The 25,771-nt window shown below is 66.9% G+C and carries 29 protein-coding genes and 2 pseudogenes; 10 read left to right on the top strand and 21 right to left on the bottom strand.

Annotation, left to right across the window (positions count from 1 at the left end):
- Positions 1–5: 5 nt before the first annotated feature.
- Both KGD87_RS15095 and clpB read right to left on the bottom strand, forming a co-directional pair.
- The gene (locus KGD87_RS15095) at positions 6–689 is read right to left on the bottom strand and encodes a spermidine synthase family protein (protein ID WP_284668115.1); all 684 of its coding nucleotides are present in this window, start codon (positions 687–689) and stop codon (positions 6–8) included.
- 79 nt (positions 690–768) lie between these two features.
- Positions 769–3,393, bottom strand: a complete 2,625-nt coding sequence (gene clpB / locus KGD87_RS15090) for an ATP-dependent chaperone ClpB (RefSeq protein WP_284668114.1) — start codon at positions 3,391–3,393, stop codon at positions 769–771.
- Positions 3,394–3,521: 128 nt separating this feature from the next.
- On the opposite strand from clpB, the gene KGD87_RS15085 reads away from it, so the two are divergent.
- Complete coding sequence (locus tag KGD87_RS15085) at positions 3,522–4,157, top strand: hypothetical protein (RefSeq protein WP_284668113.1); 636 nt, start codon at positions 3,522–3,524, stop codon at positions 4,155–4,157.
- Between the two features lie 8 nt (positions 4,158–4,165).
- Here KGD87_RS15085 and KGD87_RS15080 read toward each other — a convergent pair whose 3' ends face one another.
- From KGD87_RS15080 to KGD87_RS15070, 3 genes are read right to left on the bottom strand one after another with little or no spacing between them, the layout of a single operon-like run.
- Positions 4,166–4,807 (bottom strand): hypothetical protein, encoded by a 642-nt coding sequence (locus KGD87_RS15080; RefSeq protein WP_284668112.1) that lies wholly within the window; start codon positions 4,805–4,807, stop codon positions 4,166–4,168.
- Positions 4,804–5,118, bottom strand: a complete 315-nt coding sequence (locus tag KGD87_RS15075) for a DUF1844 domain-containing protein (protein WP_284668111.1) — start codon at positions 5,116–5,118, stop codon at positions 4,804–4,806. Before KGD87_RS15075 ends, KGD87_RS15080 begins: the two co-directional genes overlap by 4 nt.
- Complete coding sequence (locus tag KGD87_RS15070; RefSeq protein WP_284668110.1) at positions 5,115–5,513, bottom strand: RNA polymerase subunit sigma; 399 nt, start codon at positions 5,511–5,513, stop codon at positions 5,115–5,117. Before KGD87_RS15070 ends, KGD87_RS15075 begins: the two co-directional genes overlap by 4 nt.
- Before the next feature lie 92 nt (positions 5,514–5,605).
- Here KGD87_RS15070 and thiE point away from each other — a divergent pair, with 92 nt between their 5' ends.
- Genes thiE through thiD form a run of 3 tightly spaced genes read left to right on the top strand, consistent with a single transcriptional unit; the run spans position 5,606 to position 7,784 of the window.
- Positions 5,606–6,262 (top strand): thiamine phosphate synthase, encoded by a 657-nt coding sequence (gene thiE, locus KGD87_RS15065; RefSeq protein WP_284668109.1) that lies wholly within the window; start codon positions 5,606–5,608, stop codon positions 6,260–6,262.
- 20 nt (positions 6,263–6,282) lie between these two features.
- Positions 6,283–7,047: a gamma-glutamyl-gamma-aminobutyrate hydrolase family protein gene (locus KGD87_RS15060; RefSeq protein WP_284668108.1), complete on the top strand. Its 765-nt coding sequence runs from the start codon at positions 6,283–6,285 to the stop codon at positions 7,045–7,047.
- Entirely contained in the window at positions 7,044–7,784 is a 741-nt protein-coding gene (gene thiD / locus KGD87_RS15055) for a bifunctional hydroxymethylpyrimidine kinase/phosphomethylpyrimidine kinase (protein ID WP_284668107.1), read from the top strand. Before KGD87_RS15060 ends, thiD begins: the two co-directional genes overlap by 4 nt.
- A gap of 9 nt (positions 7,785–7,793) precedes the next feature.
- Here thiD and dnaB read toward each other — a convergent pair whose 3' ends face one another.
- From dnaB to KGD87_RS15010, 9 genes are all read right to left on the bottom strand, one after another.
- Entirely contained in the window at positions 7,794–9,164 is a 1,371-nt protein-coding gene (gene dnaB, locus KGD87_RS15050) for a replicative DNA helicase (RefSeq protein WP_163786729.1), read from the bottom strand.
- A gap of 183 nt (positions 9,165–9,347) precedes the next feature.
- Entirely contained in the window at positions 9,348–9,791 is a 444-nt protein-coding gene (gene rplI / locus KGD87_RS15045; protein ID WP_176421027.1) for a 50S ribosomal protein L9, read from the bottom strand.
- A gap of 27 nt (positions 9,792–9,818) precedes the next feature.
- On the bottom strand, positions 9,819–10,217 hold the full coding sequence (gene rpsR, locus KGD87_RS15040; protein ID WP_284668106.1) for a 30S ribosomal protein S18: 399 nt from the start codon (positions 10,215–10,217) through the stop codon (positions 9,819–9,821).
- A gap of 51 nt (positions 10,218–10,268) precedes the next feature.
- On the bottom strand, positions 10,269–10,736 hold the full coding sequence (rpsF, locus tag KGD87_RS15035; RefSeq protein WP_163784674.1) for a 30S ribosomal protein S6: 468 nt from the start codon (positions 10,734–10,736) through the stop codon (positions 10,269–10,271).
- 263 nt (positions 10,737–10,999) lie between these two features.
- Positions 11,000–11,575 (bottom strand): aminoacyl-tRNA hydrolase, encoded by a 576-nt coding sequence (gene pth / locus KGD87_RS15030; protein WP_284668105.1) that lies wholly within the window; start codon positions 11,573–11,575, stop codon positions 11,000–11,002.
- A gap of 81 nt (positions 11,576–11,656) precedes the next feature.
- Positions 11,657–12,322, bottom strand: a complete 666-nt coding sequence (locus tag KGD87_RS15025) for a 50S ribosomal protein L25/general stress protein Ctc (RefSeq protein WP_284668104.1) — start codon at positions 12,320–12,322, stop codon at positions 11,657–11,659.
- Positions 12,323–12,495: 173 nt separating this feature from the next.
- Positions 12,496–13,446: a ribose-phosphate pyrophosphokinase gene (locus tag KGD87_RS15020; protein ID WP_284668103.1), complete on the bottom strand. Its 951-nt coding sequence runs from the start codon at positions 13,444–13,446 to the stop codon at positions 12,496–12,498.
- 47 nt (positions 13,447–13,493) lie between these two features.
- Positions 13,494–13,793: a septation regulator SpoVG gene (gene spoVG, locus KGD87_RS15015; RefSeq protein WP_163784678.1), complete on the bottom strand. Its 300-nt coding sequence runs from the start codon at positions 13,791–13,793 to the stop codon at positions 13,494–13,496.
- A gap of 134 nt (positions 13,794–13,927) precedes the next feature.
- Complete coding sequence (locus KGD87_RS15010) at positions 13,928–14,308, bottom strand: DUF5658 family protein (RefSeq protein ID WP_284668101.1); 381 nt, start codon at positions 14,306–14,308, stop codon at positions 13,928–13,930.
- Positions 14,309–14,502: 194 nt separating this feature from the next.
- Here KGD87_RS15010 and KGD87_RS15005 point away from each other — a divergent pair, with 194 nt between their 5' ends.
- The 3 genes from KGD87_RS15005 to hpt are packed head-to-tail and all read left to right on the top strand — an operon-like array spanning position 14,503 to position 16,477.
- Positions 14,503–15,102 carry a thymidine kinase gene (locus tag KGD87_RS15005; RefSeq protein WP_163784680.1) on the top strand — a complete coding sequence of 200 codons (600 nt, stop codon included), beginning with the start codon at positions 14,503–14,505 and terminating at the stop codon, positions 15,100–15,102.
- A gap of 15 nt (positions 15,103–15,117) precedes the next feature.
- The gene (locus tag KGD87_RS15000) at positions 15,118–15,933 is read left to right on the top strand and encodes a uracil phosphoribosyltransferase (protein WP_002634163.1); all 816 of its coding nucleotides are present in this window, start codon (positions 15,118–15,120) and stop codon (positions 15,931–15,933) included.
- 10 nt (positions 15,934–15,943) lie between these two features.
- Positions 15,944–16,477: a hypoxanthine phosphoribosyltransferase gene (hpt, locus tag KGD87_RS14995; protein WP_163784681.1), complete on the top strand. Its 534-nt coding sequence runs from the start codon at positions 15,944–15,946 to the stop codon at positions 16,475–16,477.
- A 62-nt stretch (positions 16,478–16,539) separates the two neighbouring features.
- Here the strand turns inward: hpt and KGD87_RS14990 are convergent, their stop codons facing one another.
- Positions 16,540–16,809, bottom strand: a complete 270-nt coding sequence (locus KGD87_RS14990; protein WP_284668100.1) for a hypothetical protein — start codon at positions 16,807–16,809, stop codon at positions 16,540–16,542.
- A 234-nt stretch (positions 16,810–17,043) separates the two neighbouring features.
- Here KGD87_RS14990 and aqpZ point away from each other — a divergent pair, with 234 nt between their 5' ends.
- Together aqpZ and KGD87_RS14980 are read left to right on the top strand one after the other, a co-directional pair.
- Complete coding sequence (gene aqpZ / locus KGD87_RS14985; protein ID WP_284668099.1) at positions 17,044–17,880, top strand: aquaporin Z; 837 nt, start codon at positions 17,044–17,046, stop codon at positions 17,878–17,880.
- A gap of 84 nt (positions 17,881–17,964) precedes the next feature.
- Complete coding sequence (locus tag KGD87_RS14980; RefSeq protein WP_284668098.1) at positions 17,965–18,600, top strand: LysE family translocator; 636 nt, start codon at positions 17,965–17,967, stop codon at positions 18,598–18,600.
- A gap of 3 nt (positions 18,601–18,603) precedes the next feature.
- On the opposite strand, the gene KGD87_RS14975 is transcribed toward KGD87_RS14980, so the two are convergent.
- Positions 18,604–19,254 carry a hypothetical protein gene (locus KGD87_RS14975; RefSeq protein WP_284668097.1) on the bottom strand — a complete coding sequence of 217 codons (651 nt, stop codon included), beginning with the start codon at positions 19,252–19,254 and terminating at the stop codon, positions 18,604–18,606.
- Positions 19,255–19,366: 112 nt separating this feature from the next.
- Here KGD87_RS14975 and KGD87_RS14970 point away from each other — a divergent pair, with 112 nt between their 5' ends.
- The gene (locus tag KGD87_RS14970) at positions 19,367–20,329 is read left to right on the top strand and encodes a hypothetical protein (protein WP_284668096.1); all 963 of its coding nucleotides are present in this window, start codon (positions 19,367–19,369) and stop codon (positions 20,327–20,329) included.
- On the opposite strand, the gene KGD87_RS14965 is transcribed toward KGD87_RS14970, so the two are convergent.
- The 5 genes and pseudogenes from KGD87_RS14965 to KGD87_RS14945 form a co-directional block, all read right to left on the bottom strand.
- On the bottom strand, positions 20,311–20,562 hold the full coding sequence (locus KGD87_RS14965) for a hypothetical protein (RefSeq protein ID WP_284668095.1): 252 nt from the start codon (positions 20,560–20,562) through the stop codon (positions 20,311–20,313). The genes KGD87_RS14970 and KGD87_RS14965 overlap by 19 nt on opposite strands.
- Positions 20,559–21,896, bottom strand: coding sequence for an RNA-directed DNA polymerase (locus KGD87_RS14960; protein WP_284668094.1), 1,338 nt, complete (start codon positions 21,894–21,896; stop codon positions 20,559–20,561). Before KGD87_RS14960 ends, KGD87_RS14965 begins: the two co-directional genes overlap by 4 nt.
- Before the next feature lie 257 nt (positions 21,897–22,153).
- Positions 22,154–23,654 (bottom strand): annotated as a pseudogene (gene tnpC / locus KGD87_RS14955) (IS66 family transposase).
- 237 nt (positions 23,655–23,891) lie between these two features.
- Complete coding sequence (locus KGD87_RS14950; RefSeq protein ID WP_284668093.1) at positions 23,892–24,848, bottom strand: hypothetical protein; 957 nt, start codon at positions 24,846–24,848, stop codon at positions 23,892–23,894.
- A 352-nt stretch (positions 24,849–25,200) separates the two neighbouring features.
- Positions 25,201–25,710 (bottom strand): annotated as a pseudogene (locus tag KGD87_RS14945) (transposase); the annotation flags it as partial.
- Positions 25,711–25,771: the final 61 nt, after the last annotated feature.

Genomic DNA, 25,771 nt, shown 5'->3' with positions numbered 1-25,771 from the left:
CCCTCCTAACGCCGTCCCTGGGGCCTCCGCTTGCCCATGAACAGGGTATGCCGCGTCCCCTGGGTGCCATGGGCCGCCGGGTGCAGCACCTGGACGGTGAAGCCCGCCTGCTCCATGCGGCGCTCGAAGGCGGGGGAGGGCCCGGCGCTCCACACGCCCAGGACGCCTCCTGGCCGCAGCGCCTGGACGGCGTGGGCCAGCCCCACGCGCCCGTAGAGGCCGTGGTTGTCGGGGTGGGTGAGGGCGGTGGGGCCGTTGTCCACGTCCAGCAGGATGGCGTCATACGCGCCGGACTGACGGGCCATGTGCTTGCCCACGTCGAGCTCCACCACGGTGACGCGCGCGTCCTCCAGGGGCGCCCCGGCCAGCGGCGCGAGCAGCCCCCGGTTCCACGTCACCACCACGGGGAGCAGCTCCGCCACCGTGACGCGCGCGTCGGGGCCCAGCCGGTCCAACACGGCCCGGGCGGTGTAGCCAAAGCCCAGCCCGCCCACGAGCACCCGGACGCCGCTTCGGCCCGCCAGCCCCTCGCAGCCCGCGTTTGCCAGCGCTTCCTCGGAGCCGTGCTGCCGGCTGGACATCAGCGTCTGTCCCCGCACGCGGAAGACGTACTCGTCTCCGCGCCGGACCAGGGTGATTTCCCCCACGTCCGGGACCTCTGCGCGCTCCAGCGTCTCCCAGGGCTTCATGGCCGGGCTCTTCGCGCGGAGGCGGCCCGGCGTCAAGCCATGACGCCGGGCCCCACCACACCTCCGTGTCCGCCCGGGCTCAGGCCGAGCGCTTCACGTTCTTCGAGGCGTCCACCAGCACCTTGGCGAAGGTGAGCCCGTCCGGGCCCACATCCGCCTGGATGTGGTCGCCCGGGACGAACTCGCCGCCCAGGACCTTGAGGGCCAGCGGGTCCAGCAGGTTCTTCTGCACCGCGCGCTTCAGGGGCCGCGCGCCGTACGTCGGGTCGTAGCCGCGCTCGGCGAGCAGCTCCCGCGCCTTCTCCGTCAGCTCCAGCGTGAGCCGCTTGTCGGCCAGCAGCTTGGACAGCCGCGCCAGTTGCAGGTCGACGATGCGGTAGATGTCCTTCTTGCGCAGCGGCTCGAAGAGGACGACCTCGTCCACGCGGTTGAGGAACTCCGGCCGGAAGTGCGCGCGCAGCGCGTCCATCACCTCGTTGCGCGTGCGCTCGTCCAGCTCCTCCTTGCCCGCCATGCCGACCTGGATGTCCTGCGAGCCGATGTTGGACGTCAGGATGAGCACCGTGTTCTTGAAGTCCACCGTGCGGCCCTGGCTGTCCGTCAGCCGGCCCTCGTCGAGAATCTGGAGCAGCACGTTGAAGACGTCGTGGTGCGCCTTCTCGATTTCGTCGAAGAGGACCACCGTGTACGGCCGCCGGCGCACCGCCTCGGTGAGCTGGCCGCCTTCCTCGTAGCCGACGTACCCCGGCGGCGCGCCCACCAGCCGGGCCACGGCGTGCTTCTCCATGTACTCGGACATGTCGATGCGGACCATGGCCGAGTCGTCATCGAAGAGGAACTCCGCCAGCGCCTTGGCCGTCTCCGTCTTGCCCACGCCCGTGGGGCCCAGGAAGATGAACGAGCCGATGGGGCGGTTGGGGTCCTGCAGTCCGCTGCGCGCGCGGCGCACGGCGTTGGACACCGCCTCAATGGCGCTGCGCTGGCCAATCACCCGCTTCGCCAGCCGGTCCTCCATGTGGACCAGCTTCTGGACCTCGCCCTCCATCAGCCGCGAGACGGGGATGCCCGTCCACTTGGCCACCACCTGGGCGATGTCCTCCGCGTCGACCTCTTCCTTGAGGAACTTCTGGTTCTTCTGCAGCTCGGCCAGCTTCTCGTTCTGCGCCTTCAGCTCCTTGTCGAGCGAGGGGATGACGCCGAACTTCAGCTCCGCCGCGCGGTTCAGGTCGCCCTGACGCTCGGCCGCGGCCTGGTCGTTCTTCGCCTTCTCCTGCTTCTCCTTCAGGCTCCGGATGGCGCCGATGGCCGCCTTCTCCGCGTCCCAGTGCACCTTGAGCGCGTTGAACTTCTCGCTCAGGTTGGCCAGCTCCTTCTCAATCTGGCCCAGGCGCTCCTGCGAGTGCGGGTCCGTCTCCTTGCGCAGGCCCTCCCGCTCAATCTGGAGCTGCGTCATCTTCCGGCGTACGTCGTCCAGCTCCGTGGGCATGGAGTCGATTTCGATGCGCAGGCGGCTGGAGGCCTCGTCGACCAGGTCAATGGCCTTGTCCGGCAGGAACCGGTCCGCGATGTAGCGGTGGCTCAGCGTGGCGGCGGCCACCAGGGCGTTGTCCTGGATGCGCACGCCGTGGTGCACCTCGTAGCGCTCCTTCAGGCCGCGCAGGATGCTGATGGTGTCGTGCACGCTCGGCTCGCCCACCACGACGGGCTGGAAGCGCCGCTCCAGCGCGGCGTCCTTCTCGATGTGCTTGCGGTACTCGTCCAGCGTGGTGGCGCCAATGCAGTGCAGCTCGCCGCGCGCCAGCGCAGGCTTGAGCATGTTGCCCGCGTCCATGGCCCCCTCGGCCTTGCCCGCGCCCACCAGCGTGTGGAGCTCGTCGATGAAGAGGACGACCTCGCCCGCGGCGTCGGCAATCTCCTTGAGGACGGCCTTGAGGCGCTCCTCGAACTCGCCGCGGTACTTCGCGCCGGCCACCATGGCGCCCAGGTCCAGGGACACCAGGCGCTTGTTCTTCAGGCCCTCCGGCACGTCGCCGTCGACGATGCGCCGCGCCAGCCCCTCCGCGATGGCCGTCTTGCCCACGCCAGGCTCGCCGATGAGCACGGGGTTGTTCTTGGTGCGCCGGCTCAGCACCTGGATGCACCGGCGAATCTCCTCGTCACGGCCGATGACGGGGTCGAGCTTTCCGGAGCGCGCCGCCTCCGTGAGGTCGCGGCCATACTTCTCCAGCGCCTGGTAGGTCGACTCGGCGTCCTGGCTCGTCACGCGCCCGGAGCCGCGGACGTCCTTGAGGCCGGACAGCACGCGCTCCCGCGTCACGCCCGAGGACTTCATCACCTCGCCCACCGCGCCCTTGTCGTGGGTGAGCGCGAGCAGCAGGTGCTCCGAGGAGATGAACTCGTCCTTGAGGGCCTTGGCCTCGTCCTCGGCCTTGTCGAAAGTCTTGAGCAGCCGCTGGCCGAGCAGCGCGCTCTCGCCACCCTGCATGCGGGGCAGCTTCTGGAGCGCTTCGCCGAGCCGCGCGGCGAACAGCTTCACGTCCGCCCCAATCTTCCGGAGCAGGGGGTCGACGATGCCGTCCTTCTGGCCAAGCAACGCCGCGGCCAGGTGCTCGGGCTCGTACTGGGGATTATCCGCCCGACGGGCCAGGCTCTGACCCTCGTGAATCGCCTCTTGCGCCTTCACTGTGTACTTGTCGAGTCGCATGTCTCCAACGTAAGAGTCGGACACCCCTTGGCAAGCAGCGCACGTGGCGCGACGATTTTGCTTGCCCTGAATTTGTTTGACCTCCTGGAAACCACCTGCTTTTCAAGGTGCGGGAGTTGCCAGCGGGTATGATGCCGGGTATAGGCGGCGCCCAATCCCCTGGGGGGCTGACACTGCAAGCGCACGGCGGATATCTCCTGAGACTCGAAAGCTTCGGCGGCCTGGAGCTGCTCCGGCTGGCGCGTGAAGCGCTGGCGCTGGACGGCGCGATGGGCGCGACGGGGCTGAAGGTGTCCGTCAACCGGCGCCGCAAGGTGGTCCGTCTGGCGTACGTGGCACCCTTCACGGCGGGACGGCAGGGCGCGCACTGGTATGCGGCCCACCATGCGCTCCCCCGGCTGCTCTCCCGGGCGGCGAACGCCGCCGTCCAGGCCTACGTCTATGACCCGGACGAAGGCGAGCAGGTCATCGCGTACGGCAACGGCCGGCGCGTGGGCGGTGAGCGGGTCGTCTACGAGGACGTGGAGCTCCCGGTGCCGCTGGACCAGATGGACGACGCGGCCTTCAAGCACATGCAGGAGCGCTGGCCGGTGGGGCACCTGGCCTACGTGTTCGGCCTGACGCGCAAGGAGCTGCTGCGGCTGCCGCGCGTGGCCCCCAGCCACGAGCTGTCGCTGGAGGGCCGTGACGCCGAGGGCGCCGCCATCCTGGAGGCCCTGCTGCCGACCTGCCAGGTGACGCTGCCGGAGTCCGACGCCCTCTAAAAGGAGGGCTACTCCTCCTGCGGCCCGTCCTGCACGGCCACGGCCTCGCGGACGCCCTGGCTGCGGAAGTACTGCCCCAGGAACGCGAAGGTGCCCGCCACCACCACGGTGCCGAAGATGGCGCTCCCCGCGCCCATCGCGCTCAGGATTTCACGAGAGGCCTCGACGGTGATGTCCGGTGGGAACTCGGGCATCTTGCTCATCGGCTCCGCCAGCGCCGCGAACAGGCGCTGCTTGGCCACGGACATCTGCGCGCCGTCGATGGTGCGCAGCCCGGCGGCGATGATGGCCGCGCGGCTCAGGACCCGGCGCATGGCGTCGCGGGGCAGGTTCTCCGGATTCAGCATGCGCGCCGCGGACACGCTGACGAAGGCGCAGGCCACGGCGAGCAGGCCCAACAGCACCGCGCGGGGCTCCCGCATGGGCTCCAGCGCCGCGTAGTAGACCTCGAGCGTCTTCGCGTCGAGCGCCGGGGCGCCGGGAATCCGAGGCAGCTCCTGCTCCATCCGGAGCGAGCGCGCTTCGTAGAAGTTCACCATCTCGACGGCTTCCATCAGCGCTGCCCAGCCCGTGAGGATGGAGAGCACGAGGCCCACGATGGCGGCGAAGCGGATGCCGCCGGGCAGGCCCTTCCTTCCAGAGTGCTTCACCGCTTGGTCGCCTCCACGTAACGCAGGCGGAGGTCCGCGAGCAGCCCGTCGAAGAGCTTCTCTTCCTCGGCCGTGAGGTTGCCCCGCGTCTTCACGCGCAGCATGGACAGGAGGTCCAGGTTCTGCCGGGCCAGCGGCAGGTCCTTCGCCTTCTGACCCGTTTCAGGATTGGGCGCACCTCCCAGGTGGATGAGCACCGCGGTGCCCAGCCCCACGATGAAGGTGCTGAAGGAGATAGACTCCTCGGACGCGGAGCGCGCTTCCCCCCGCATCACGAAGGTCTCGCCGCGCTTCCCGTCCTCGGAGCTCATGCGGAGACCGGCCCCTCGTCGTCGGGGGTCTCGTTCGAAGTGGTGTCGGCGGCGGCGTCGCCCTCGTCGCCCTCGTCGCCCTCGGCCTCGTCGTCGTCCGCACCGGCCTCGGCGGCGTCGCCATCCGTCGACTCCGCGGCGGCGGACGTCACTGCCTCGTCGCTGTCGTCGGACGTATCGTCGTCCTCATCCTCGTCGTCGAAGTCATCCTCTTCGTCGTCGAAGTCGTCGGCGTCGTCGTCGAGCATGTGCGTCTCCACGGGGACGGACTTCTCCGCCACGTCGGGCAGGCCCTGGAGATGGCGCTCGTACTCCGCCTCGCCGAGCTGGCCAGAGCGCACGTACCGCTCCGCGGTGCGCTTATCGAGGTACTTCGGGTCCGCCGAATCCGCCATGGTTCAAATCCTCAGAATTGCTTGGAAAACAGCGCGGCACCTTATAGCAGGGTGGCCATCTGTCAACGCCGCCGTCCCGCCTTCCAGAGCCGATGAACGCACCGTCCCGCCCGCACCTTCCCCGCGGTCTCTACCTGCTGTGTGACGACGCCGTCCTGCCGGAGCTTTCACTGGCGGACAAGGCGGCTCGCCTGGTGGCCGGGGGGGCCCGGGTGGTGCAACTGCGCATGAAGCGCACCCCGGCCCGTGAAGCGCTGGCCGCCGCGCGGCAGGTGGTGGCGCTGTGCCGCCGGGAAGGCGCGCTGTGCCTGGTGAACGACCGGGTGGACCTGGCGCTGCTGTCGGACGCGGACGGCGTCCACGTGGGGGATGAAGACGTGCCCGCCCAGGATGCGCGCGCGCTGCTGGGGCCTGGCCGTCTGGTGGGCGTCACGGTGCGAGACGCGGCGGGCGCGCGGGTGGCGCAGGCGGCGGGGGCGGACTACGTGGGCCTGGGGCCCATCTTCCCCACGTCGACGAAGCAGGTGCCCGCGCCGGTGCTGGGCCTGGAGGCCTTCGCGGCCGTGGTGCGTGACAGCCCGCTGCCGGTGGTGGGCATTGGTGGGGTAGGGCTGGCGAACATCGCGAGCGTGGCGGCGGCCGGGGCGTACTGCGCGGCGGTGGTGTCCGACGCGCTGCTCGCCGCGGATATCACCGAGCGTGTGAGGCGGCTGGCGGGCGCGTTTGAACGGGGTCGCGCCGGGGCATAGCCTCGACGCCAGGAGCTTCCATGAACAACCATCCGCGTCACCACGGGCCGGCGCCGCGCCGCCCCAACATCGGCATCACCCCGGACTGGAGTCCCGCTGGAGAGCAGCCCTTTGCCCGCTACGAGCTGAAGGTGCCGTACGCAGACGCCGTCCTGCGCGCGGGGGGGCTGCCCTTCGTGTTGCCGTACTCGGACGAGCCGGCCTGCGTGGAGTCCTACCTGGACCGCATCTCCGGGGTGCTCGTCACGGGCGGCGCGTTCGACATCCCTCCGTCTGCCTACGGCGAGGATGCGCGCGAGGGCCTGGGGGCGCTGAAGGAAGGGCGCACCGCCTTCGAGGCGGCGCTCATGCGCGGCGCGCTCAAGCGCAACATGCCCGTGCTGGGCATCTGTGGCGGCATGCAGTTGCTCAACGTCATCCTGGGCGGCACGCTGTACCAGGACATCGGCCGTGAGGTGGAGGGGGCCCGCGAGCACGAGCAGAAGCACGACCGCGCCCACCCGCAGCACCCGGTGGACGTGAAGAGCGGCACGTTGCTGGCGGAGGCGGTGGGGCATGGCCAACTGATGGTCAACTCCACCCACCACCAATCGGTGCGCGGCGTGGGCAAGGACGTGACGATTACCGCGGCGGCGCCGGACGGCGTGGTGGAGGCCATCGAGTCCTCCGTGCACACCTTCGCCGTGGGCGTGCAGTGGCACCCCGAATACATGTCCACGTCCATTCCCGTGCACGTGGGGCTCTACAAGGCGTTCGTGCAGAAGGCGCGCGAGCACCGCCGGTGAGCGCTCGCGTCCTCCTGCTGGCCGGGCTGGAGCCCACGGGACGGGCGGGGCTGCTGGCGGACGTCGCCGCGGTGCGCGCGCTGCGGGGGCAGCCGGTGGCGGTGCCCACCGCGCAGACGGCGCAGGGGGTCCGCACCTTCACCTGGACGGCTTCTCCGCCGCGCGTGCTGTCCGCGCAGGTGGCCGCCGCGCGCGAGCTGGGGCCGGTGCACGCGGTGAAGTGCGGCATGGTGCCCGCTCGCGCGCAGCTCGTGGCCGCGCAGCGGGCCTTGGAGGACACGGGCGCGTGGTGGGTGGTGGACCCGGTGGTGCGCACCTCCCGGGGCGAGCCGCTGACGCGCCTGTCCGCGCGGGCCTACCTGGCCCTGGCCGGGCCGCGCGTGGTGCTCACGCCGAACCTGGACGAAGCGGGCTGGCTGCTGGGGCGCCCCGTCGCGCGCACGGTGGCCGACGCCGCCGAGGCGGCTGAGGCCCTGGCGCGGTACGGCTTTGGCGCGGTGCTGGTGAAGGGCGGGCACCTGCCGGACACGCAGGGGCTGGGGGACGTGCTGGCGACGCCGGGCCGTGTGCGGGTGCTGGAAGGCCGGAGGCTGGCGCGCGCGCCCGAACGCCGAGGCACCGGGTGCCGGCTGGCCTCCGCGCTGGCCACGGAGCTGGGCAGGGGACGCACGCTGGAGACGGCGGTGCGGACGGCCCGCGCGCTGGTGGTGCGCTACCTCAGGACGGGCACGGAGTAGGGCGCCGCGCTACTCGCTCCGCGACCGGCTCTCGAAGCGGGTGTACTCGGCCAGGAACACCAGGTCGATGGAGCCGATGGGGCCGTTGCGCTGCTTGGCGACGATGAGCTCCACGGGGATGACGGTGTTCGACTGCTGCGCTGGCTGCGCGTCGGGGCCTTCGTCATCCGCCACCTCGCGGTGGATGAACATCACCACGTCGGCGTCCTGCTCGATGGAGCCGGACTCACGCAGGTCGGACAGCATGGGCTTGCCGCCCTTGCGGTCCTCCACCTTTCGGCTGAGCTGGCTGAGCGCGATGATGGGCACCTCCAGCTCCTTGGCGAGCTGCTTCAGCGCGCGGGAGATTTCGGCGACCTCCAACTGGCGGCTCTCCACCTTGCCCTTCTGATGCATGAGCTGGAGGTAGTCGATGACGATGAGCGACAGGCGCGGGTCGCGCTGCTTCACGCGGCGGGCCTTGGCGCGCAGGTCGAACGGGGACAGGCCGCCCGAGTCGTCGATGTAGATGGGCGCGTTGTAGAGCGCGCCCGCCATCTCCTGGAACTTCTCCTCGTCGTGCGGCGACAGCCGGCCGCCACGCAGCTTCTTCATGTCCACGCGCGCGGTGGAGGCCAGCAGACGCATCAGCAGCTGGTCGGCGGGCATTTCCAGGCTGAAGATGCCGACGGCCTTGTTCTCCTTCAGCGCCGCGTGCACCGCGATGTTCATCGCGAAGGACGTCTTGCCGATGCCGGGACGCGCCGCGAGGATGATGAGCTCGCCGGCGTGCAGGCCGGTGAGCTGGTTGTCCAGGTCGATGTAGCCGGTGGACAGGCCGGTGATGCCCGTGGCCGCCGCCTTCATCTTGTCGAGCAGGTCGAGCGTGTGCTCCATCAGCTCGCTGACCGGGCGCAGGTCGCCCTCGCGCTTCTTCTCCGCGAGGAGGAACACCTTGCGCTCGGCCTCGTCGAGCAGCACCTCCAGCTCGCCCGTCTCCTGGCTGGCGAGGTCTTGAATCTCCCGGCCCGCCTGGGCCAGGCGGCGGCGGATGGCCTGGTCCTTGACGATCTGCGCGTACTGGACCGCGTTGGACGCGATGGGCACCACCTGGTCCAACCGCATCAGGTAGGCCGGGCCGCCCACCGACACCAGGTGGCCCAGCACCTTCAGCTCCTCGGCCAGCGTCAGGTGGTCCACCTGTCTCGACTGGCCGTCGAGCTTCAGCATCGCCTCGAAAATCTGGGCGTGGGCGGGGCTGGAGAAATCCTCAGGGTGGACGACCTCGCCTACCGACGCGATGAGCGTGTTGTCCGCCAGCACGGCGCCCAGCACGGCGCGCTCCGCGGCGAGGTCCTCGTGGACCTTCCGACCCTCTCTGAACTCGTGGACGTTCTCCATGGCGGCCCGCCCACTCTACAGGCAGGGCTGACACATCCAAATTCGCTACCACAGCCCTGTAGCAGCGCCGCTTACCCTTCCAGTCCCCGCTGCTGGAGGAGCGCCGCACGCCAGGGACGCGAAAAGGCCGCCCGGGTTGCCCCGGACGGCCCTCTCTCACTTCAGTGAAGCCCGCGCGGAGGATTACTCCGGCAGGACCTCGAGCTTGATCTTCGCGACGACTTCGCGGTGCAGGCGCAGCTCCACCTCGTAGTTGCCCAGGGCCTTGATGGGCTCGGGCAGGTGGATGTGGCGGCGGTCGATGCTCTGACCCTCGGCGGCGACCGCCTCCGCGATGTCCAGCGCCGTGACGGAGCCGAACAGCTTGTCCTGGTCGCCCACGCGGCGCTTGATGCTGACCTTGATGGCGCCAATCTTCTTCGCCTGCTCCTCGGCCGCGCCCTTCAGCTTGGCGTTCCGAGCGACGATGACCGCCTTCTCATGCTCCAGCTGGCGTAGGTTCTGCTCGCTGGCCAGCACCGCCTTCTTGCGGGGCAGGAGGAAGTTGCGGCCAAAGCCGTCCTTCACGGTGACGAGCTCCCCGGACTTGCCCAGGTGCTCGATGTCCTCACGCAGAATGACCTTCATGTTCAGTCTCCTGTGCGGACCGGCGGACTAGCCGACCACCGCGTTGTAGGGGAGGAGCGCGATGCCACGGGCGCGCTTGATGGCCACCGCCACCTCGCGCTGGTGCTTGGCGCAGTTGCCGGAGATGCGGCGGGGGATGATCTTGCCGCGCTCCGTGACGAAGTACTTCAGCGTCGCCTGGTCCTTGAAGTCCACCGACGCGTTCTTCTCCGCGCAGAAGCGGCAGACCTTCTTGCGGCCGAACCCGCGGCCACCGCCGCGCTTGTCGTCGTCACCGCCCAGCCCGCCGCCGCGGTCGCCGCGATCACCACCGCGATCACCACCGCGGTCACCCCGGTCACCACCGCGCGAACCACCACCGCCGAAGCCACCACCGCTGCGGGCGGGGGGGGCAGAGGCCGTCTTGCTATCCGTTCCGTTGCTCATGAGCGTTCTCGTATCCTGGAATGGTCTCTAGCGAATTGACCCAGGCGGCCCTCAGGCCTCCTCGGTCGACTCCTCCTCGGAGTCGCCGCTCTGCTCCTCGGCACGGAAGCCACCCTCGCGCTCCGCGGGAGCACCCGGGCGGGCCTCCTCCACGTCGCCGGCCAGCTTCACGTCCTCGAGCACCGGACGCGTCTCGGGGTCCACCTCGTCCGCCAGCTTCACGGAGATGTAGCGGGTGACCTCGTCCAGGTTGCGGAGGTTGCGCTCGATTTCCGCCACCAGCTTCGCGCCGCCCAGGAAGTGGGTGTGCACGTAGATGGCGCGGGGCTGCTTCGCCACGGGGAACAGGGTCTTCTTCTTGCCCCACACCGTGAAGCGAATGACCTTGCCACCCTCACGGGAAACGATGCCGCGGACGCGCTCCTTGAGCTTGTCCACGTTGTCGTCCGTCAGGTCCGGCTTGACCAGGAAGATGGTCTCGTACTCACGAAGCCGCGTAGCGGCCTGCGTCTCAGACATTGTTTTCTCTCCCCTTGGGGTCGAGTGCCCTCCGGTGAATCCAGAGAGCGGGGAAACGGCCAGCGGACCAGAAGAGGCCCACCGCCGGGGACGGGAAACCGCGCGCCCGTCACCTTCGCGCTACGTCCCGTGTACCAACACGGGAAGCTGAAAAAGAACATCCCACCGGGTCATCCCCGATGAGGGAACGGGCCTTCTATGGGGGGGCCCCCGCCAAGTCAAGCGGCCGGGCGCCCTGTCCGTCGGCCGGAGGGGGGGCCGCCTCAGGCCTTCCGGTTGAACCGGTTCATGGCCACCGACAGGCCTTCGCGAAGCCAGAGCTCCGTCATGTCCATGGCCCGGTCGATGAGCGTCTCCAGCTCCCGGCGCTCGCCGTCGTCGAAGTTGGACAGGACGTAGCCGGCCACGCGCTCGCGGGCGTTGGGGCCCTCCGGCTTGCCAATGCCGAAGCGCAGGCGGATGAAGGCCTCGTCGCCCAGGCTGGAGACGATGCTCTTGAGGCCGTTGTGGCCGCCGCTGCCACCGCCGGCCTTGAGCTGCAGCCGGCCCAGGGGCAGGTCCAGCTCGTCGTGGATGACGAGCACGTCCGCCACCGGCACCTTGAAGAAGCGCGCCGCCTCCGCGACGGAGCGGCCCGACAGGTTCATGAATGTCTGGGGCTCCACGAAGAGGACACGCTCGCCCGCCAGGGTGCCCTGGCCGACCCTGGCCGCGAACTTCTCCTGGTTCAGCGCCGCGCGTGCCCGGGACAGCAGCGCCTCCACCACCATGAACCCGATGTTGTGCCGGTGCCGCTCGTACTCGCGCCCCGGATTGCCCAGCCCGACGATGAGCTTCATGACGTGGCTCCCGAAACGAGAAACGGGGCCAGCCCCTTGCCGGGCCGGCCCCGCTCCAGAAGGACCGCTGAAGGCGACAGCCTACTTCTTCGCCGGGGCCTTCGCGTCCTTGGCCGGCGCCGCCTTCGCGTCCTTGGCCGGCGCCGCCGTCGCGGCAGCCGCCGCGGCCGGACCCGCCTCCGCGGCCTCCGGCGCGCTGATGACGGCCAGGGTGTAGTTGACGCTCGTCTTCACCGACACGCCCTGGGGCAGCTTCAGGTCGTTGATGTGGAGCACCTCGGCGATCTTCATCGCCGTCACGTCCACCTCGATGCGCTCGGGGATGGCGGCGGGCAGCGACCAGACCTCGATTTCACGGCGGGCCTGGGTGAGCAGACCGCCGTCCGCCACGCCCTGCGCGCGGCCGGTGAGCACCAGCGGCACGTTGACCTTCACCTGCTCGTTGGGGTGCACGTGCAGGAAGTCGGCGTGCAGGATGGCGCGGGTGACGGGCTCCATCTGGTAGTCCTTCAGGAGCACCTGGCGGTCGCCGCCCTCCACCTTGATCTGGATCAGGGTGTTGAACTTGTGCGGGGTGTTGATGGCCTGGCGGACCGCCTTGGGGTCCACGGAGATGTGGACCGGCTTCTCCAGGTGCTTGCCGTAGACGACGGCCGGAATCAGCCCCTGGGCGCGCAGGCGGCGGGCAAAGCCCTTGCCGGAACCTTCACGCGGCTTGGCCTCGAGGGTGCTCGTATTGGCGGACATGGAATCCTCACGAATGGGACTGCGGGTGCCACCGGCCGCCCTGGCGCCCTCGGCATCCCACCCCAGCGGCGGGCCCCGAAGACGGCGCCTGTGGAGGCCGCCGATGGAAGGGCGTGCACATGCCAGCCGGACGGCCTGGAGTCAAGCCGCCCGGCGGACGGGCTCGCGCCGGCTCAGACGAACAGCGAGCTGAGCGAGTCGGCGCGGTGGATGCGGGCAATGGCCTCGCCGAAGAGGCGGTCGGTGGTGAGCAGGCGGATCTTCGAGCAGGCCAGCGCCGCCGGAGACAGCGGCACGGTGTCCGTGAAGACGACCTCCTCCAGCACCGAGTCCTGGATGCGCTGGATGGCCGGGCCGGAGAGGATGGGGTGGACGGCGTAGGCCACCACGCGCCGTGCGCCCTTGGCCTTCAGCGCCGCGGCGGCCTGGGCCAGCGTGCCGGCGGTGTCCACCATGTCGTCCACCAGCACCGCGTCCTTGCCGTTCACGTCGCCGATGAGGTTCATCACCTCCGACGCGTTGGGGCGGGGGCGGCGCTTGTCGATGATGGCCAGGCCCGTGTTCAGCCGCTTGGAGTACGCGCGGGCGCGCTCCACGCCGCCGGCGTCCGGGGAGACGATGACCAGCTCCTGCGACTCCGGGAAGCGCTTGCGCAGGTCCTCCAGGAACACCGGCGAGCCGTAGAGGTGGTCCGAGGGGATGTTGAAGAAGCCCTGGATCTGCCCGGCGTGCATGTCCATGGACACCACGCGCTGGGCGCCCGCGGACTCCAGCAGGTCCGCGACGAGCTTCGCGGTGATGGGCGTGCGCGGGGCCACCTTCCGGTCCTGGCGGGCATACCCGTAGTACGGGATGACGGCGGTGATGGAGCCGGCGCTGGCCCGCTTGAGCGCGTCGCACATGATGAGCAGCTCCATCAGGTGGTCGTTCGCCGGCGGGCAGGTCGACTGGAGGACGAAGATATCGTGGCCGCGGACGTTCTCGCCGATCTCGACGTGAATCTCCCCGTCCGAGAACCGGCCGACCTCCGCCTTGCCCAGAGGGCGCTTGAGGTACTCACAGATGCGATGCGCCAGGCCGGGATTCGAGTTCCCGGCGAACACCTTGAAGTCACGCGGCTGCATGGTGGGGCCGCTGACTAGCCTGGACGCGGACGGAAGGAAAGAAGTCGTTAGTCCAGGTCCGCTGGTGCCGCGACGAGCATCCCGGCTTGCGCCTGATGAAGGTGTCGCTCGTACTCTATCAAGATGACGCGTTCCATTTGACTCCGCGTATCCGCGTTGAGCGGGTGGGCAATGTCCTTGTACGTCCCATCCTTCCGCTTCTTGGCTGGCATCGCGATGAAGAGCCCGGTCGAGCCGTGAATGACCTTCAAATCGCGAATGACGAAGCAGTGATCCAAGGTGATGGTGACGTACGCCTTGAGCTTGTCCTCTTCGACCGGAAACACCCGGACGTCGGTGATGTTCATGGTCCCCCCCCGAACCCGAAAGGTCGGAGCTGAAGGGAAGCCTGGGACATACTGGGTGTCAAATGCAAGCGCGGGCGCGAGAGAGATTCGCGCCACTGTTCAATGCCCCCACAGTCGGCCGCTGCGAGTGGAGCCTAGTTCAGCATTTGCGGCCAGTGAATGACCAGGTGGGTCAGGAACGCGAGGTGGTACACCACGATGACGGCATACACGGCCGCGCCCAGCCGGATGGCGATGCGGCTGGCGTTGAGGTGCCGGTGGATGCACAGGAGCCACAGGCCCACGTTCACGATGACCAGCTTGGCGAACATGAAGAAGAGCGGGGACTGCTCATAAGCCACCCGCATGATGGGGTTGAGCTCCTCGGCCACCCCCAGCTGGAGGAAGAAGAGCGTGAAGAGCCCATCCAGCAGGTTCAGCATCAACAGCGCCACGGACGCCGGTGACAGGTAGAAAGAAGCCCTGCTGCCCCACGCCCCGCCCTGCATCTGTCCAATCGTCGCCGCCACGCCCATCCCCCTTCGCCAGTCCGTGGCCAGTGCTCTTCAAGAGCCTTGCCAACGCCCGCGAGGCCCGGTGACGGGCAGGCGAGGAAGCGGGCGACAGCGGGGTCCGATTCGGCTATGGGACGGGCATGGCGGGAAGTTGACTCCCCTGGGGTCGTGGCAGACTATCCGCGCCCCTTCCGCCCCCGGCCCGTGAGCGTTCCTTGCATCAATTCCCCAAAGATATCGGGTGGATAGAGGTCATCTGCGGTTCGATGTTCTCCGGCAAGACGGAGGAGCTGATCCGCCGCGTCCAGCGCGCCGTCTACGGCAAGCAGCGGGTGCAGGTCTTCAAGCCGCGCATCGACAACCGCTACGACGAATCCGCGGTGGTGAGCCACTCGCAGCTCAAGGTGACGTCCACCGCCATCGAGCGGGCTGAAGAGATTTTTTACAGGCTGGCCCCCGACACCCAGGTGGTGGGCATCGACGAGGTGCAGTTCTTTGGTTCAGAAGTCGTCGCCGTGGTGGAGGCGCTGGCCAACAAGGGCCTGCGCGTCATCTGCGCGGGGCTGGACCAGGACTACCAGGGGCGCCCCTTCGAACCGATGCCCCAGCTGATGGCGGTGTCGGAGTACGTGACGAAGGAGCTGGCCATCTGCGTGGTGTGTGGGAATCCGGCCAACCGCTCCCAGCGCATCGTGTCCAGTGGTGAGCGGGTGGTGGTGGGCGCGGCGGGCGCGTACGAGCCGCGCTGCCGCAAGTGTCACGTGGCGGAGCCCGCGGAGGGCACGCCGCCGCAGACGCTGGAGCTGTTCGACTGAGCGGGAGCTGAACGGATGCGCGACACCCTGTACTCCAATGTTCCCTTCAAGCTGAACGAGATGACCCACCACTATGGGCCTCACGTCCACCTGGTGGGAAATCCCTTTCTCCTGACCCAGCTGGCCACGCTGTGTTCGAAGGGCGTCATCCAGCCGCAGATCAACCGCCTGGTGGAGACGCTGTACGTCGACCTGGTGAAGACGGTGCTCAACGCGGAGTTCCCGCGGAAGAATGTCAGCCTGCCCACGCGGATGATCGACTCCACCCCGCAGGGCCTCTACCAGGGGGAGGTCATCGACCCGCAGGTGCGGGTGGTGACGGTGAACATCGCCCGGGCGGGCACGCTGCCGTCGCAGGTGACGTACGACTTGATGAACGCCACGCTGGACCCGACGGTGGTGCGCCAGGACCACATCATCATGAGCCGGATGATTGACGCCGCGGAGGCGGTGGTGGGCTCGGAGATTGGCGGCGCGAAGATTGGCGGCGACGTGGACGACGCCTTCGTGCTCTTCCCGGACCCCATGGGGGCCACGGGGGGGAGCCTGTCCACGGCGATTTCGCTCTACAAGAAGAAGGTGCCCGGGACGCCCCGGCGCATCATCACCCTGAACCTCATCGTCACGCCGGAGTACCTGCGGAAGATGACCACGGACCATCCGGACGTCATCATCTACGCGCTCCGGTTGGACCGGGGCCTGTCCCCGCCGGAGGTGTTCGGCACCGAGCCGGGCGCGCTCTGGGAGAAGGAGCGGGGCCTGGATGACCGGCAGTACATCGTCCCTGGCGGCGGCGGCTTCGGGGAGATCATGAACAACGCGTACGTTTAGCGGAGGAATCTTGGCGTTCTACGAGCAGGAAGTCGGTGTCCTGATTTCCGAGGACAAGTTGCAGGCGCGCGTGCGCGAGCTCGCGGCGGAGATTACGCGCGACTACGCGGGCAAGGACCTGACGCTCATCTGCGTGCTGAAGGGCTCGGCGTTCTTCGCCATCGACCTGGCGAAGCACATCGACCTGCCGGTGAAGTTCGAGTTCCTGGGCGTGTCCAGCTACCAGGGAGGCACGGAGTCCACGGGCGAGGTGCGCATCACCACCGATGTCAGCAAGCCGATGGCCGGCAAGCACCTGCTCATCATCGAGGACATCATCGACACCGGGCTCACCATGCAGTTCCTGCTGGAGAACCTGCGCGCCCGGCACCCCGCGTCCCTGAAGGTGTGCTCGCTCTTGGAGAAGCCCGCGCGCGCCCGGACGCAGGTGGACATCGACTACAAGGGCTTCGTCATCGAGGACCTCTTCGTCGTCGGCTACGGGCTCGACTTCGGCGAGGTGTACCGGAACCTCCCCTTCATCGGGGTGATGAAGAACAAGTAGTCCCGGCCGGGTGCTGGCGCCGCGCCTACTGTGCGCGGCGCCGCACCGGCTGGCGCGCGCCGTCACATGAGCGGGCAGAGGTCGGCGAAGTCGCAGCGCACCTCGATGGCGTCGCAGTAGAGCGAGCACGTCGTGTACATCCCGCACGACTGCGTGCCCGAGGGACACCGGATGAAGCTGCCGTTGGGGCACATGTACTTGAGCGTGGTGCAGTTGTTCAGCTCGGTCTCCTGCTGACCCAGGTCGGCTTCAACCTCCGGCGCATCCACCGGACCACAGCCAACCGCGGACAGCAGCGTCGTCACAGCGAGCAGCAGCGTTGCAGCCTTCATGACAAGTCCTTTCGAGGTGGGGGGACGGCCCATCCAGGCTGTCGTCCCCCAGCCTGAAAGTCAAAGCGGGAATGTCTGTGTATGTCAGGGGAGGCGGAGGGCCTTGGGCCGCGCACGGGGGCCGCTCAGCGGCCGTGACGCGGTGCTTCGCGTTGTCGTCTCCCGGTCCATGCACAGCGTGCCTGGAAGAATGCGCTGAGGCGTGGCGTCTGGGCGCGCGAAACGAGGCGGACCATGGATGCAACCACGGACAGGGCCGCGCTGGCTCGGGCGGGCAAGCACCACCAGCACGAAGCCGTCCGGAAGTACGTTGCCGAGTTCATCGGGACGTTCGTCCTGGTGCTGGGCGGCGTCGGGGCGGCCGTGCTGGCGGGGGACCACATCGGCTTCCAGGGTGTGGCGCTCGCCTTTGGCCTGTCGCTGCTGGCCATGGTGTACGTGATTGGGCCCATCTCCGGCTGCCATGTGAATCCGGCGGTGACGCTGGGCCTCTTGCTGACGGGGAAGATGGAGGGCAAGGACGCGGCCGGCTACGTGGTGGCGCAGTGCGCGGGGGCCATCGTCGCGGCGGGCGTGGTGCTGCTGATTGCCCGGGGCATGCCCGGGGGCTACTCGGTGGCGACGCAGGGGCTGGCGACCAATGGCTATGGCGCCGCCTCGCCGGATGGCTTTGGCATGGGGTCGGCCTTCCTCACCGAGGTGGTGCTCACCTTCCTGCTCGTCTTTACGGTGCTGGGGGCCACGGATGCGCGCGCGCCGGTGGGCTTCGCGGGGCTGGCCATTGGCCTGGTGCTGACGCTCATCCACCTGGTGGGGATTCCGGTGACGAACACGTCCGTGAATCCGGCGCGCAGCCTGGGGCCGGCGGTGTTCGCGGGGAGCGTGCCCCTGGGGCAGCTGTGGCTGTTCATCGTGGCGCCGCTCCTGGGAGGCGCCACCGCGGCGGCGGTGTACCGCACGGTGTTCCGTCCGTCCGTGCCCATCAGTGCGGAGGAGGCCGAGCGGGCCCTGCGGCGCGAGCGTGAGTCGCGCATCGCGGACCAGCAGGCCGGAACGCGCGCCCCCGTCTGATGCTGGGCGTCGCTTTTCGCGGGGGGCTCCGGCGGGTACGGTGACCGGGACCAGGGGCCTGTCGAGCCCCCCACTGGAGCCGCCATGTTCTTCGACGCGACGCGCCTCACGGCCTACTTCCTGGCGGTGCTCGCGCTCATCCTGACGCCTGGGCCGGACACGATGTACGTGCTGGCTCGGAGCATGGGGCAGGGGCGCAAGGCGGGCATCGTCTCCGCGCTGGGCATCTTCGTCGGGTGCCTGTTCCACATCGCCGCGGCGGCGTTCGGGTTGTCGGCGTTGCTCGCGACGTCGGCGCTGGCCTTCTCCGTGGTGAAGTGGGGCGGTGCGGCCTACCTCGTGTGGATGGGCGTGCAGATGCTGCGCTCCCAGGACGACGCTCCCGAGGAGGTGCGGGCGCTCCCGGCCCTGGGGCTGCGGCGCATCTTCCGCGACGGCGTCGTCACCAACGTGCTGAACCCGAAGGTGGCCGTGTTCTTCCTGGCGTTCCTGCCGCAGTTCGTGGACGCGTCCGCGGGCTCGACGGGGCTCCAGTTCCTGGGGCTCGGGTTGATGTTCTCCGTCACGGGGACGTCGTGGCTGGTGCTGCTGGCGGCGACGGCCGGGGCCTTCGGGGGCTGGATGCGGCGCAACCCGAGGGTGGCGGCGTGGCAGAAGCGCGTCACTGGCGGCGTCTTCGTGGTGCTGGGGACGCGGCTGGCGTTGCAGCGCCAGGCGTAGGCGTCAGACGAGCGCCTTGATGACCACGTAGAGCACGTAGAGGACCCACGGCACGGCGGCCAGCAGCCCGAGGACTCCGAGCAGGCCGGCCCAGACGGGGTAGCCCTTGCGCCAGGGCAGGAGCAGGAACGTGCCTCCGGCGAGCGCGGGCAGGGGCAGGAGGTTGAGTGCGGCCAGCTTCGCGCTCATCAGGCCCCAGGCGCGCAGCAGGTCGCCGTCCCGGAGGAGCGCGAGGAAGCGCTCCACGCGGCCGGGGAGCAGGGAGGGCTCAAAGGGGATGGCGAAGCCGCTCACGAAGTGGCGCAGGCCCTCCGAGGGGCCCAGGCAGGCCATGGCGATGGCGACCTGGAGGACCCAGGGCAGGAGGATGACGGCGGCGTGCAGGGGCGGGGAGAGCTGGAGCAGGCGGCTCCTGGCGGGGGCGCCCTCGGCGGTGGGCTCGTCGAAGCTCACCGCGCTGCCGAGCGCCAGGGGGCGGAAGGCCCACAGGATGCTGCCCAGGCGGGCGGAGAGCAGGGTGGGTCCGTAGCCGAGGACGATGGACACGGGCCGTGCGCCCACGGTGCTGGCCACGGCGGCTTGCGCCAGCGCCCAGAGGGCGTTGACGGCGAAGAAGAGCATCCAGAGCCAGAGGAGTTGGGACAGGCGGTCCATGCGGTGCGTCCCTGTCTACCATGACCCGGGGTGGCCTCCATGCGCGGGTGGGGCACCAATCACCCTGGAGCGTGGCGCCGCGTCTCTGGTAGGCATCCGGGCCGAGGAACTCATGGCCTACGGCATCGCGAATCACCTCTGGATTCATGGGAGCCCGGACCGGTCCAGGGTCCGTCAATGGATGGACGCCGCACTGGGGACGTCGTTCGGGGAGCAGCCTCGGAGCGACATCGTCGTCGCGGACGTCTTCCAGTTCGGGCCGGCGCTGACGCTCATCGACGTGCAGGTGCTCGGAGCGCCGCGCGTCGTCGAAGGCGAGGCGGAGGCGGCGGAGCAGGACGGCTTTCTGACGCGCGTGGCCAGCCTGGCGAAGGAAGCGGGCTTCAAGTGCACGCGGGTGTGGATGGGCGACGTGGGCACCATGGCGTGGGAGCTGGAGTCCCAGGGCGAGGAGGGCGTGCCCACCGGTGCGAAGCGGGAGGACGAGGCGCTGAGCACGCTGGGGGCGGATGGGTGGTCTGTGGACCCGCTGGCGCCCGTGGTGGCGCGCGAGGTGATTCGGAGCATCGTCAAGCTGCCGCTGGAGGAGGTCCACCACTACATCGACTGGGCGGTGAGTTGCCGCAGCGCGATGGCGGCGGGGACGCCGGTGGAGGGCTTCAACCTGACGCGCGCGTCGAGGCTGATGGCCACGCACTACCTGGTGTGGAAGGGGAAGGTGCTGCCCAAGCCGACGCCGGTGAGCGAGATGGCGCCGAAGCTTGGCCGGGCGCGGAGGATGCGCAGGGCGGCGACGTTGGTGCCCGCGGCGCGCGTCTGGGGACTGGTGCTGCTGGTGGCCTTCGTGGTTCCCGCCGTGCTGTACCACTTTATCTTCGCTCCGCCGGTGGAGAGCCCGGTGACGGGCTTCGTGCTCAGCGGGGTGATGACGCTGGTCTGGGCCCTGTTCGCCCTGGTTCGGTTTGATGACTTCCAGGGCCGGCCGGTGCGGCTACCGTGGCGGGTGGCGCTGTTCGTTGGTGGCCAGTTCGTGGTGGGTGGGCTGATGTGGTGGCTTCACGGGATGCCGCAGTGAGTGCTGGCCGCCACGAGAATGGACTGAACACCGAAGCCATTAACTGTCTTTGGACGATCTCGAAGACCGAATCCTTTTGCAGAGCTCATGAGACAATATTGATTTGCGTGGTTCGTCGAGAGTAATAGATCGGCCTGTTGGCTGAATGTGTGTGCACAGTTGGTGGCTTGTGAAAGCTGCATCAGCGTAAAACTGTTATCTGGAACTGTTTCGTAATGATCGAGTCGGCTCATGAAGAAGATCGAAGCGAACGTATCGCGTCGAGAACGTGCTCTTCTTCATAGTCAAAGGCGGTTCTTAAAAGAGTCTCGTGTTTTATTGTCGTTCCTCGCGCAAGGGCAAAGACCTCTTCAAAATAGGGATCTGAAGTCGATGCGTTACGACTCTGTGTGGAGAAATTAACCAGTGGGGTCTCAGGTGGAGAAGAGGCGTCAGCAGTGAATTGAATCCCATTCATGTTAAGAACCGCCCAGGCCGCCTCAAGTTCCGGCCGCCAAGATGTGACGTTGCACCGCAATGGCTTGGGGTCAGTTGCAAGCAACTGTGCCGCACTCTGCGCGACTGAACTGGAGTATGAAAGTAGCTCTGAGACATCTCCTGTTCTGAGTGACTTGTATATTGCGCTGATGTCCGACATTTCGATGGTACTCTCGATAGCCGCCTCGATTTTAGGTAGCCTGACGGGATCTCCTAAGTAAAGTAGACGAGTTGCTGTGTATCTGATTTTCTGCAACTGGAACTTCCGTAGCATACCTTGTTGTGGCGGTTCCTCTGTAAACCGTTCGAATCGTATTTGAAGCTCGTGTCGAGCTATTTTTGCCAGTTCAAGCAGGTCGTTTGGAGTTTGAGGGAAGGTGTGGTTGCTAAGCCATCGTTCGCGAAACCGCGCAGAAAGGCGCTGGAGATAGGGGATCTCGCCAACGCTGGTTGAGTAGTCGCGAATAGGAATTCGAAATCCGTTGTCAGCCAGGATGCGTCTCAGCACGGGCGCTTGATTGCTGCGAGCAGCCAAGAAGTACTTGATGCCACCAATAAGCTTCGCCCAAAAGTAAGTGCCCGTCTCATTCGGAAACGATTGGGTGATGCGGATCCAGTCGGCTGTGTCGAGCCCGAGTGTTTTGTCTTCATGCAGCCGGAGTCCGAGTGGCAGTGCATGCCGAATGACCTCTGTGGCACGTTCAATCGAACGGGTGTTGAGGACGAGCGCAATGTCATCGACATATCGAAAGTAACTTCCTGGAAAAGTCGCGGAGAGGAAATTGTCAACCTCCCTGAGTATCAAGTTTCCAAGGACGTGGGCGAACATGGGGCCCGCAACCAGACCTGTATTTCCGGGCTTGATTTGCTGGTAATCGGCAATGAGTTTATCTCCCAGTGTTCGCCATTTGTGCGCAAGTTGGCCTGTCTCGCAATGGTTGGCCCATGCTGATGAGGTCAATGTGTGGGGGACGGAGTCGTAGAACTGTCTTATGTCGAAGTACGCAACGAGGCCATTGGGAGTCGACTTGGCTGAGTCTGCTATTGATACCTGCCGTTTTTTCCACCAAATGAAATATGGATCCACCATGCCATGACGTGCTTGGGGTTCGCTGAGTACGTTGCTGTAGACGTTTGGGTGTCGCCTGAATACGTCGCTTGTGCGGGCGCATGCATCCAGTAACGCTGCTTCGGCAAGCATCTCCGTAGGGGCAGGTAGATGAAGTTCCCTGTAGTCAATTGTTTTGGTGTGGTCCTGGGGTCTTGCTCCCTTGTAAACGCGACTGCGTCGATAAGGCAATGAGGTTCTTGTTGTTGTGAGTTCGGGCGTAGTAACCGTTCACCGACTCATGCTGCGTGCGCGGGCTGAGGGACTTCCGCAAGGGGAAGCAGCGAGGGAGGCGGCAGGCTCCGGCGGTGCGTGCGCAGCGTGTCCGTGAGGAAGTCCAGTACGCCCCGCTCTTGCAGTTTGAGCGTGGTGACGGCGGTGAAGATGCGCTCGACGAAGCAGCTGCCCTCGGGGCCTTGCGTCCCGAATGACGTCTTGCGGTACATGACGGCGTGGCGGATGCACTGCTCGCCGAAGTTGTTCGTCGGCTCGATGTCGGGCACGTCGACAAAGGTCCAGAGGCACTCCTCCAGTTTGAGGATTTCTCGTGCCATGCCCGCCGTCTTCTTCTCCGCGCGTACCTCGGCCTCACGCAGCAGTCGGCCCACCGTGCGTCGTACCTTCTTCATCCGCTGCTCGAAGTCTTCTCGAGCCAGCGTCCCATCGCGCACCCGGTGCCACCACTTGAAGAAGCGGTGGCGCTCGCGCATCAACCGCTCGCCAATGCGGCAGCCTTCGCCTCCGCGGTCGATGAAGCCTTGAAAGTCGCGCGTTAAATGGCTCCAGCAGAGTTGGCGCAGGCCCTTGTCATACCAGTCATACCCGGCCCACCTGTCCGTGGTGAGGAAGCCCAGGAAGCCCTCCCCCAGCAGGGCTTGGGCCACCTTGCCGCCACGACTCCGCGCGATGTGGAACACCACCACCAAGGCCGTGGCGACCACCCACAACCAGGCACGATGGCCCCGGCCATCCTTGCGCCCCTCCACCCATCCCGTCTCGTCCGCGTGGGCCTCGTCGGCCGCCTGCACATATGCGAGGGCCTCGGCCACCGCTGGGGCCAATGCGTCCGTCATCTCCCCTTCGAGATTCACCACGCTGCCCACCGACAAGTCCACGCCTACCATGTCCGAGAGGGCATCCTTCACCAGTCGTTTGGACAGCCGGTACTTGCCTACCAGCAGACTGGCCAGCGCCCCAGCCTGTCTCCGAAAGCGCTGCGGGCGTGCGCCGGCACCGGCTGGCGCGTCAGCGTGCCGCACGCGCGGCACTCCAGGGCGTGGCTGCGGTACTCGGTGACGACGGCCGACAACGGCGGCACTTCCACTACCTGGTGGCGGCGCGGCTCGCAGTCTCTGCCCTCCAACCGGTGCCCGCAGCCTTGGCACTCCTTGGGCACCAACTCGACGACGTGCTGCACGGCTTCGGGCGGCAGGAGACTTCGCTCATGTTTCTTGTGCCCTGGCTGACCACCGGGGCGGCGGCCCGTGGGCTTCTTCAGCGGGCGCGGCGTGCCGGGGCGTCCGCGGAGGGGGGCTTCGAGGAGTTGCTCGAATTGAGATTCAGCCGCTCCTTCAACTGCCGGTTCTCCTCGCGCAGCTGCCGGTTCTCCTCGCGCAGCTGCCGGTTCTCCTCGCGCAACCGCCGATTCTCCTCCTCCAGGTGCGCGATGCGCCCCAGCGCCGCTTCCAGCAGCGCCTCCAGCTTCGCAATCCGCGCGTCCCGGGGGTCGAGTTCCGCCACGAGTGGCGGTGTGTCACGCCGCGGCCAACACCGTCGAGCGCCGTCCCGCCCACCGTCCGCTGCCCCGATGTCTCTTCAAGCAGGCACCAGCCGGTGAACGGTTACCGGGCGTAATGTCTGTTGCCCATCGATCTGTTCGTGCGCTTAATGAGCGAAATAGATGTCTCAGAGACAGATAGCTGGTGATGTCTCGGCTGCGATACTCATTCGCTGTTCTCACCGGGAGAATGTCGGGTCTCATGGAGTTCGCTCCTTGTGGTCGAGCATCATGAGTGAGAGTCTAACATTGAACCTCTTGGGCTTGGTGAGAGGGTGCTGCTGCGTACATTCACTTTTGGCGTGTGGTTTGAGTGGGTTTTCGCTCGATGTTGTAAATAGTCTTCGAACGCGTTTGATGGCATTCGCGTAAAGCTCTGAGAGGAATGAGTCGGCTATGTTTGTTTGTGGCTCGATCCATATTGTCTGAGCTGCTCTAGTGCCGGCCCATTGGAAAATGTGATTTAGTTGTGATTGTGCGTTCTTGAGATTGCTGCTTGTGCCAAGGAATCCTGAGAAATTTGCTGCCAGAATGAAGTGCAGTCTTGAATCGTGTCCCTTGTTGAGCCATTTCGATAGAAGATCTACAGTGCTTGCCTCGTCTTTGACATCCCATTTCATGAGTTCGTGATGTAGCGTGATGGCTTGGGTTCTGAGCGCCGGGGTAATTCGAGTCCATAGTGAGTTGGCGATCTGTAGTGCATGTGGGGAGTTGTCACCTCCGAGTAGTCTGACCTCCAGGGGGTGGCATGGAATACAGTCCTGTTCCCGTAGTGTTGCGATTGTTGTCAATAGTGCCGCTGCGCCAGCACCTGTTCCGCAAGGGATGTCCAGCATGGAGACTTTTCCGCCAGAGAGGGCACCAATTATTCGATCAGACGCATCGCGCAGTTCTGATTTTGGATCTAACGCAGCGAGGGCTGTACGACCGCAAGAGCCAGAAAACCTCGTGGCGAAATGCAGTTCTGTTTCTTGGGGCGATATCCCGCCAGTGGGGCCTGTGTCGGGTTCGTTGTTAATTGCCGCGTCGAGCAGATTTCGTGCTTCGATTTCAGTGGCGTATGCCGTGGTTAATTGTGTTGGTAGTCGCAGTAGGGTCTGGGGTGAATCCCAGAGTGATGTTGGGATTTTTTTAGGAGGTAGATAGCGATCGGTCATAAGTAGTGTGAAGGAAGTGGCCGGATGGTGGGGCGATCAGGGGCGATTGCGCGTTAGTCTATCAGGAACATGGTTTGCGCCTGCAAGCTGCCAGTGGAGTTTCCCCCGTTAACAGCTCTTAACGAAAGTCAGGGCTGAGTTGGTCATTGGCAAGGACCATCCCCAGGTTGAGGGGCATGGTTCGAGAACTCGTCCTGGACGCCTTCTGGCGGCGTGAGACCTACTTGTTGCCGCGTAAGGGCCCGCTCACAAACTACATGGCCATGAGAGGCGCTCTCTCCCCCGTAAAATCGGCCTTAGGACCGGTGAGCGTCAAGGTAGATGTCGCGTGAAAGGATTCAACCGATGCGCTTCACTCCTGTACTGCCGGGGGGGGCGGAGAGGGGCCGAGGCGGACGGGGCCCGTGGGCGTCCAGTCGCGCGTGTCGCGGCTCCATCGCTCGGGGTGACGGGCTTTGGCGCGTTGGTACACTTGGCGGCGTCGGGCCAGCAGCGCGCCCTCTCGGCCGAAGTGCCTGTCCTCGGGAGCGACGTAGCGGATGGCGGAGTGGCGGTGCTCGGTGTTGTACCAGGCCACGAAGCGCGTCACCCAGCGGCACGCGTCCTCGACGGACGCGAAGGGGCGATGAGGGAAACTGGGGTGGTACTTCAGCGTGCGGAAGAGGGCCTCGGAAAATGCATTGTCGTCCGAGACGCGGGGCCGACTGAAGGACGGGGTGACGCCCAGCCACTGCAAGGTGGCCAGCAGCGTGGCGCCCTTCATGGGGCCGCCGTTGTCCGAGTGCAGCACGAGCCCCTCGGGACAGCCGGCCTCCTGCCAAGAGCGGCGAATGAGGGCCGCGGCATGCTCGGACGACTCTTCGTCGCAGCTCGCGCCGCTGCGACTCCGCCCATCCAGGCGGTGGAGCAGGGGCGTACCGAGT

Origin of the sequence: Myxococcus sp. SDU36 (assembly GCF_030168875.1) — a bacterium.
GTDB classification, from domain to species: domain Bacteria; phylum Myxococcota; class Myxococcia; order Myxococcales; family Myxococcaceae; genus Myxococcus; species Myxococcus vastator.
This window is presented reverse-complemented; position numbering and strand designations above follow the sequence as displayed.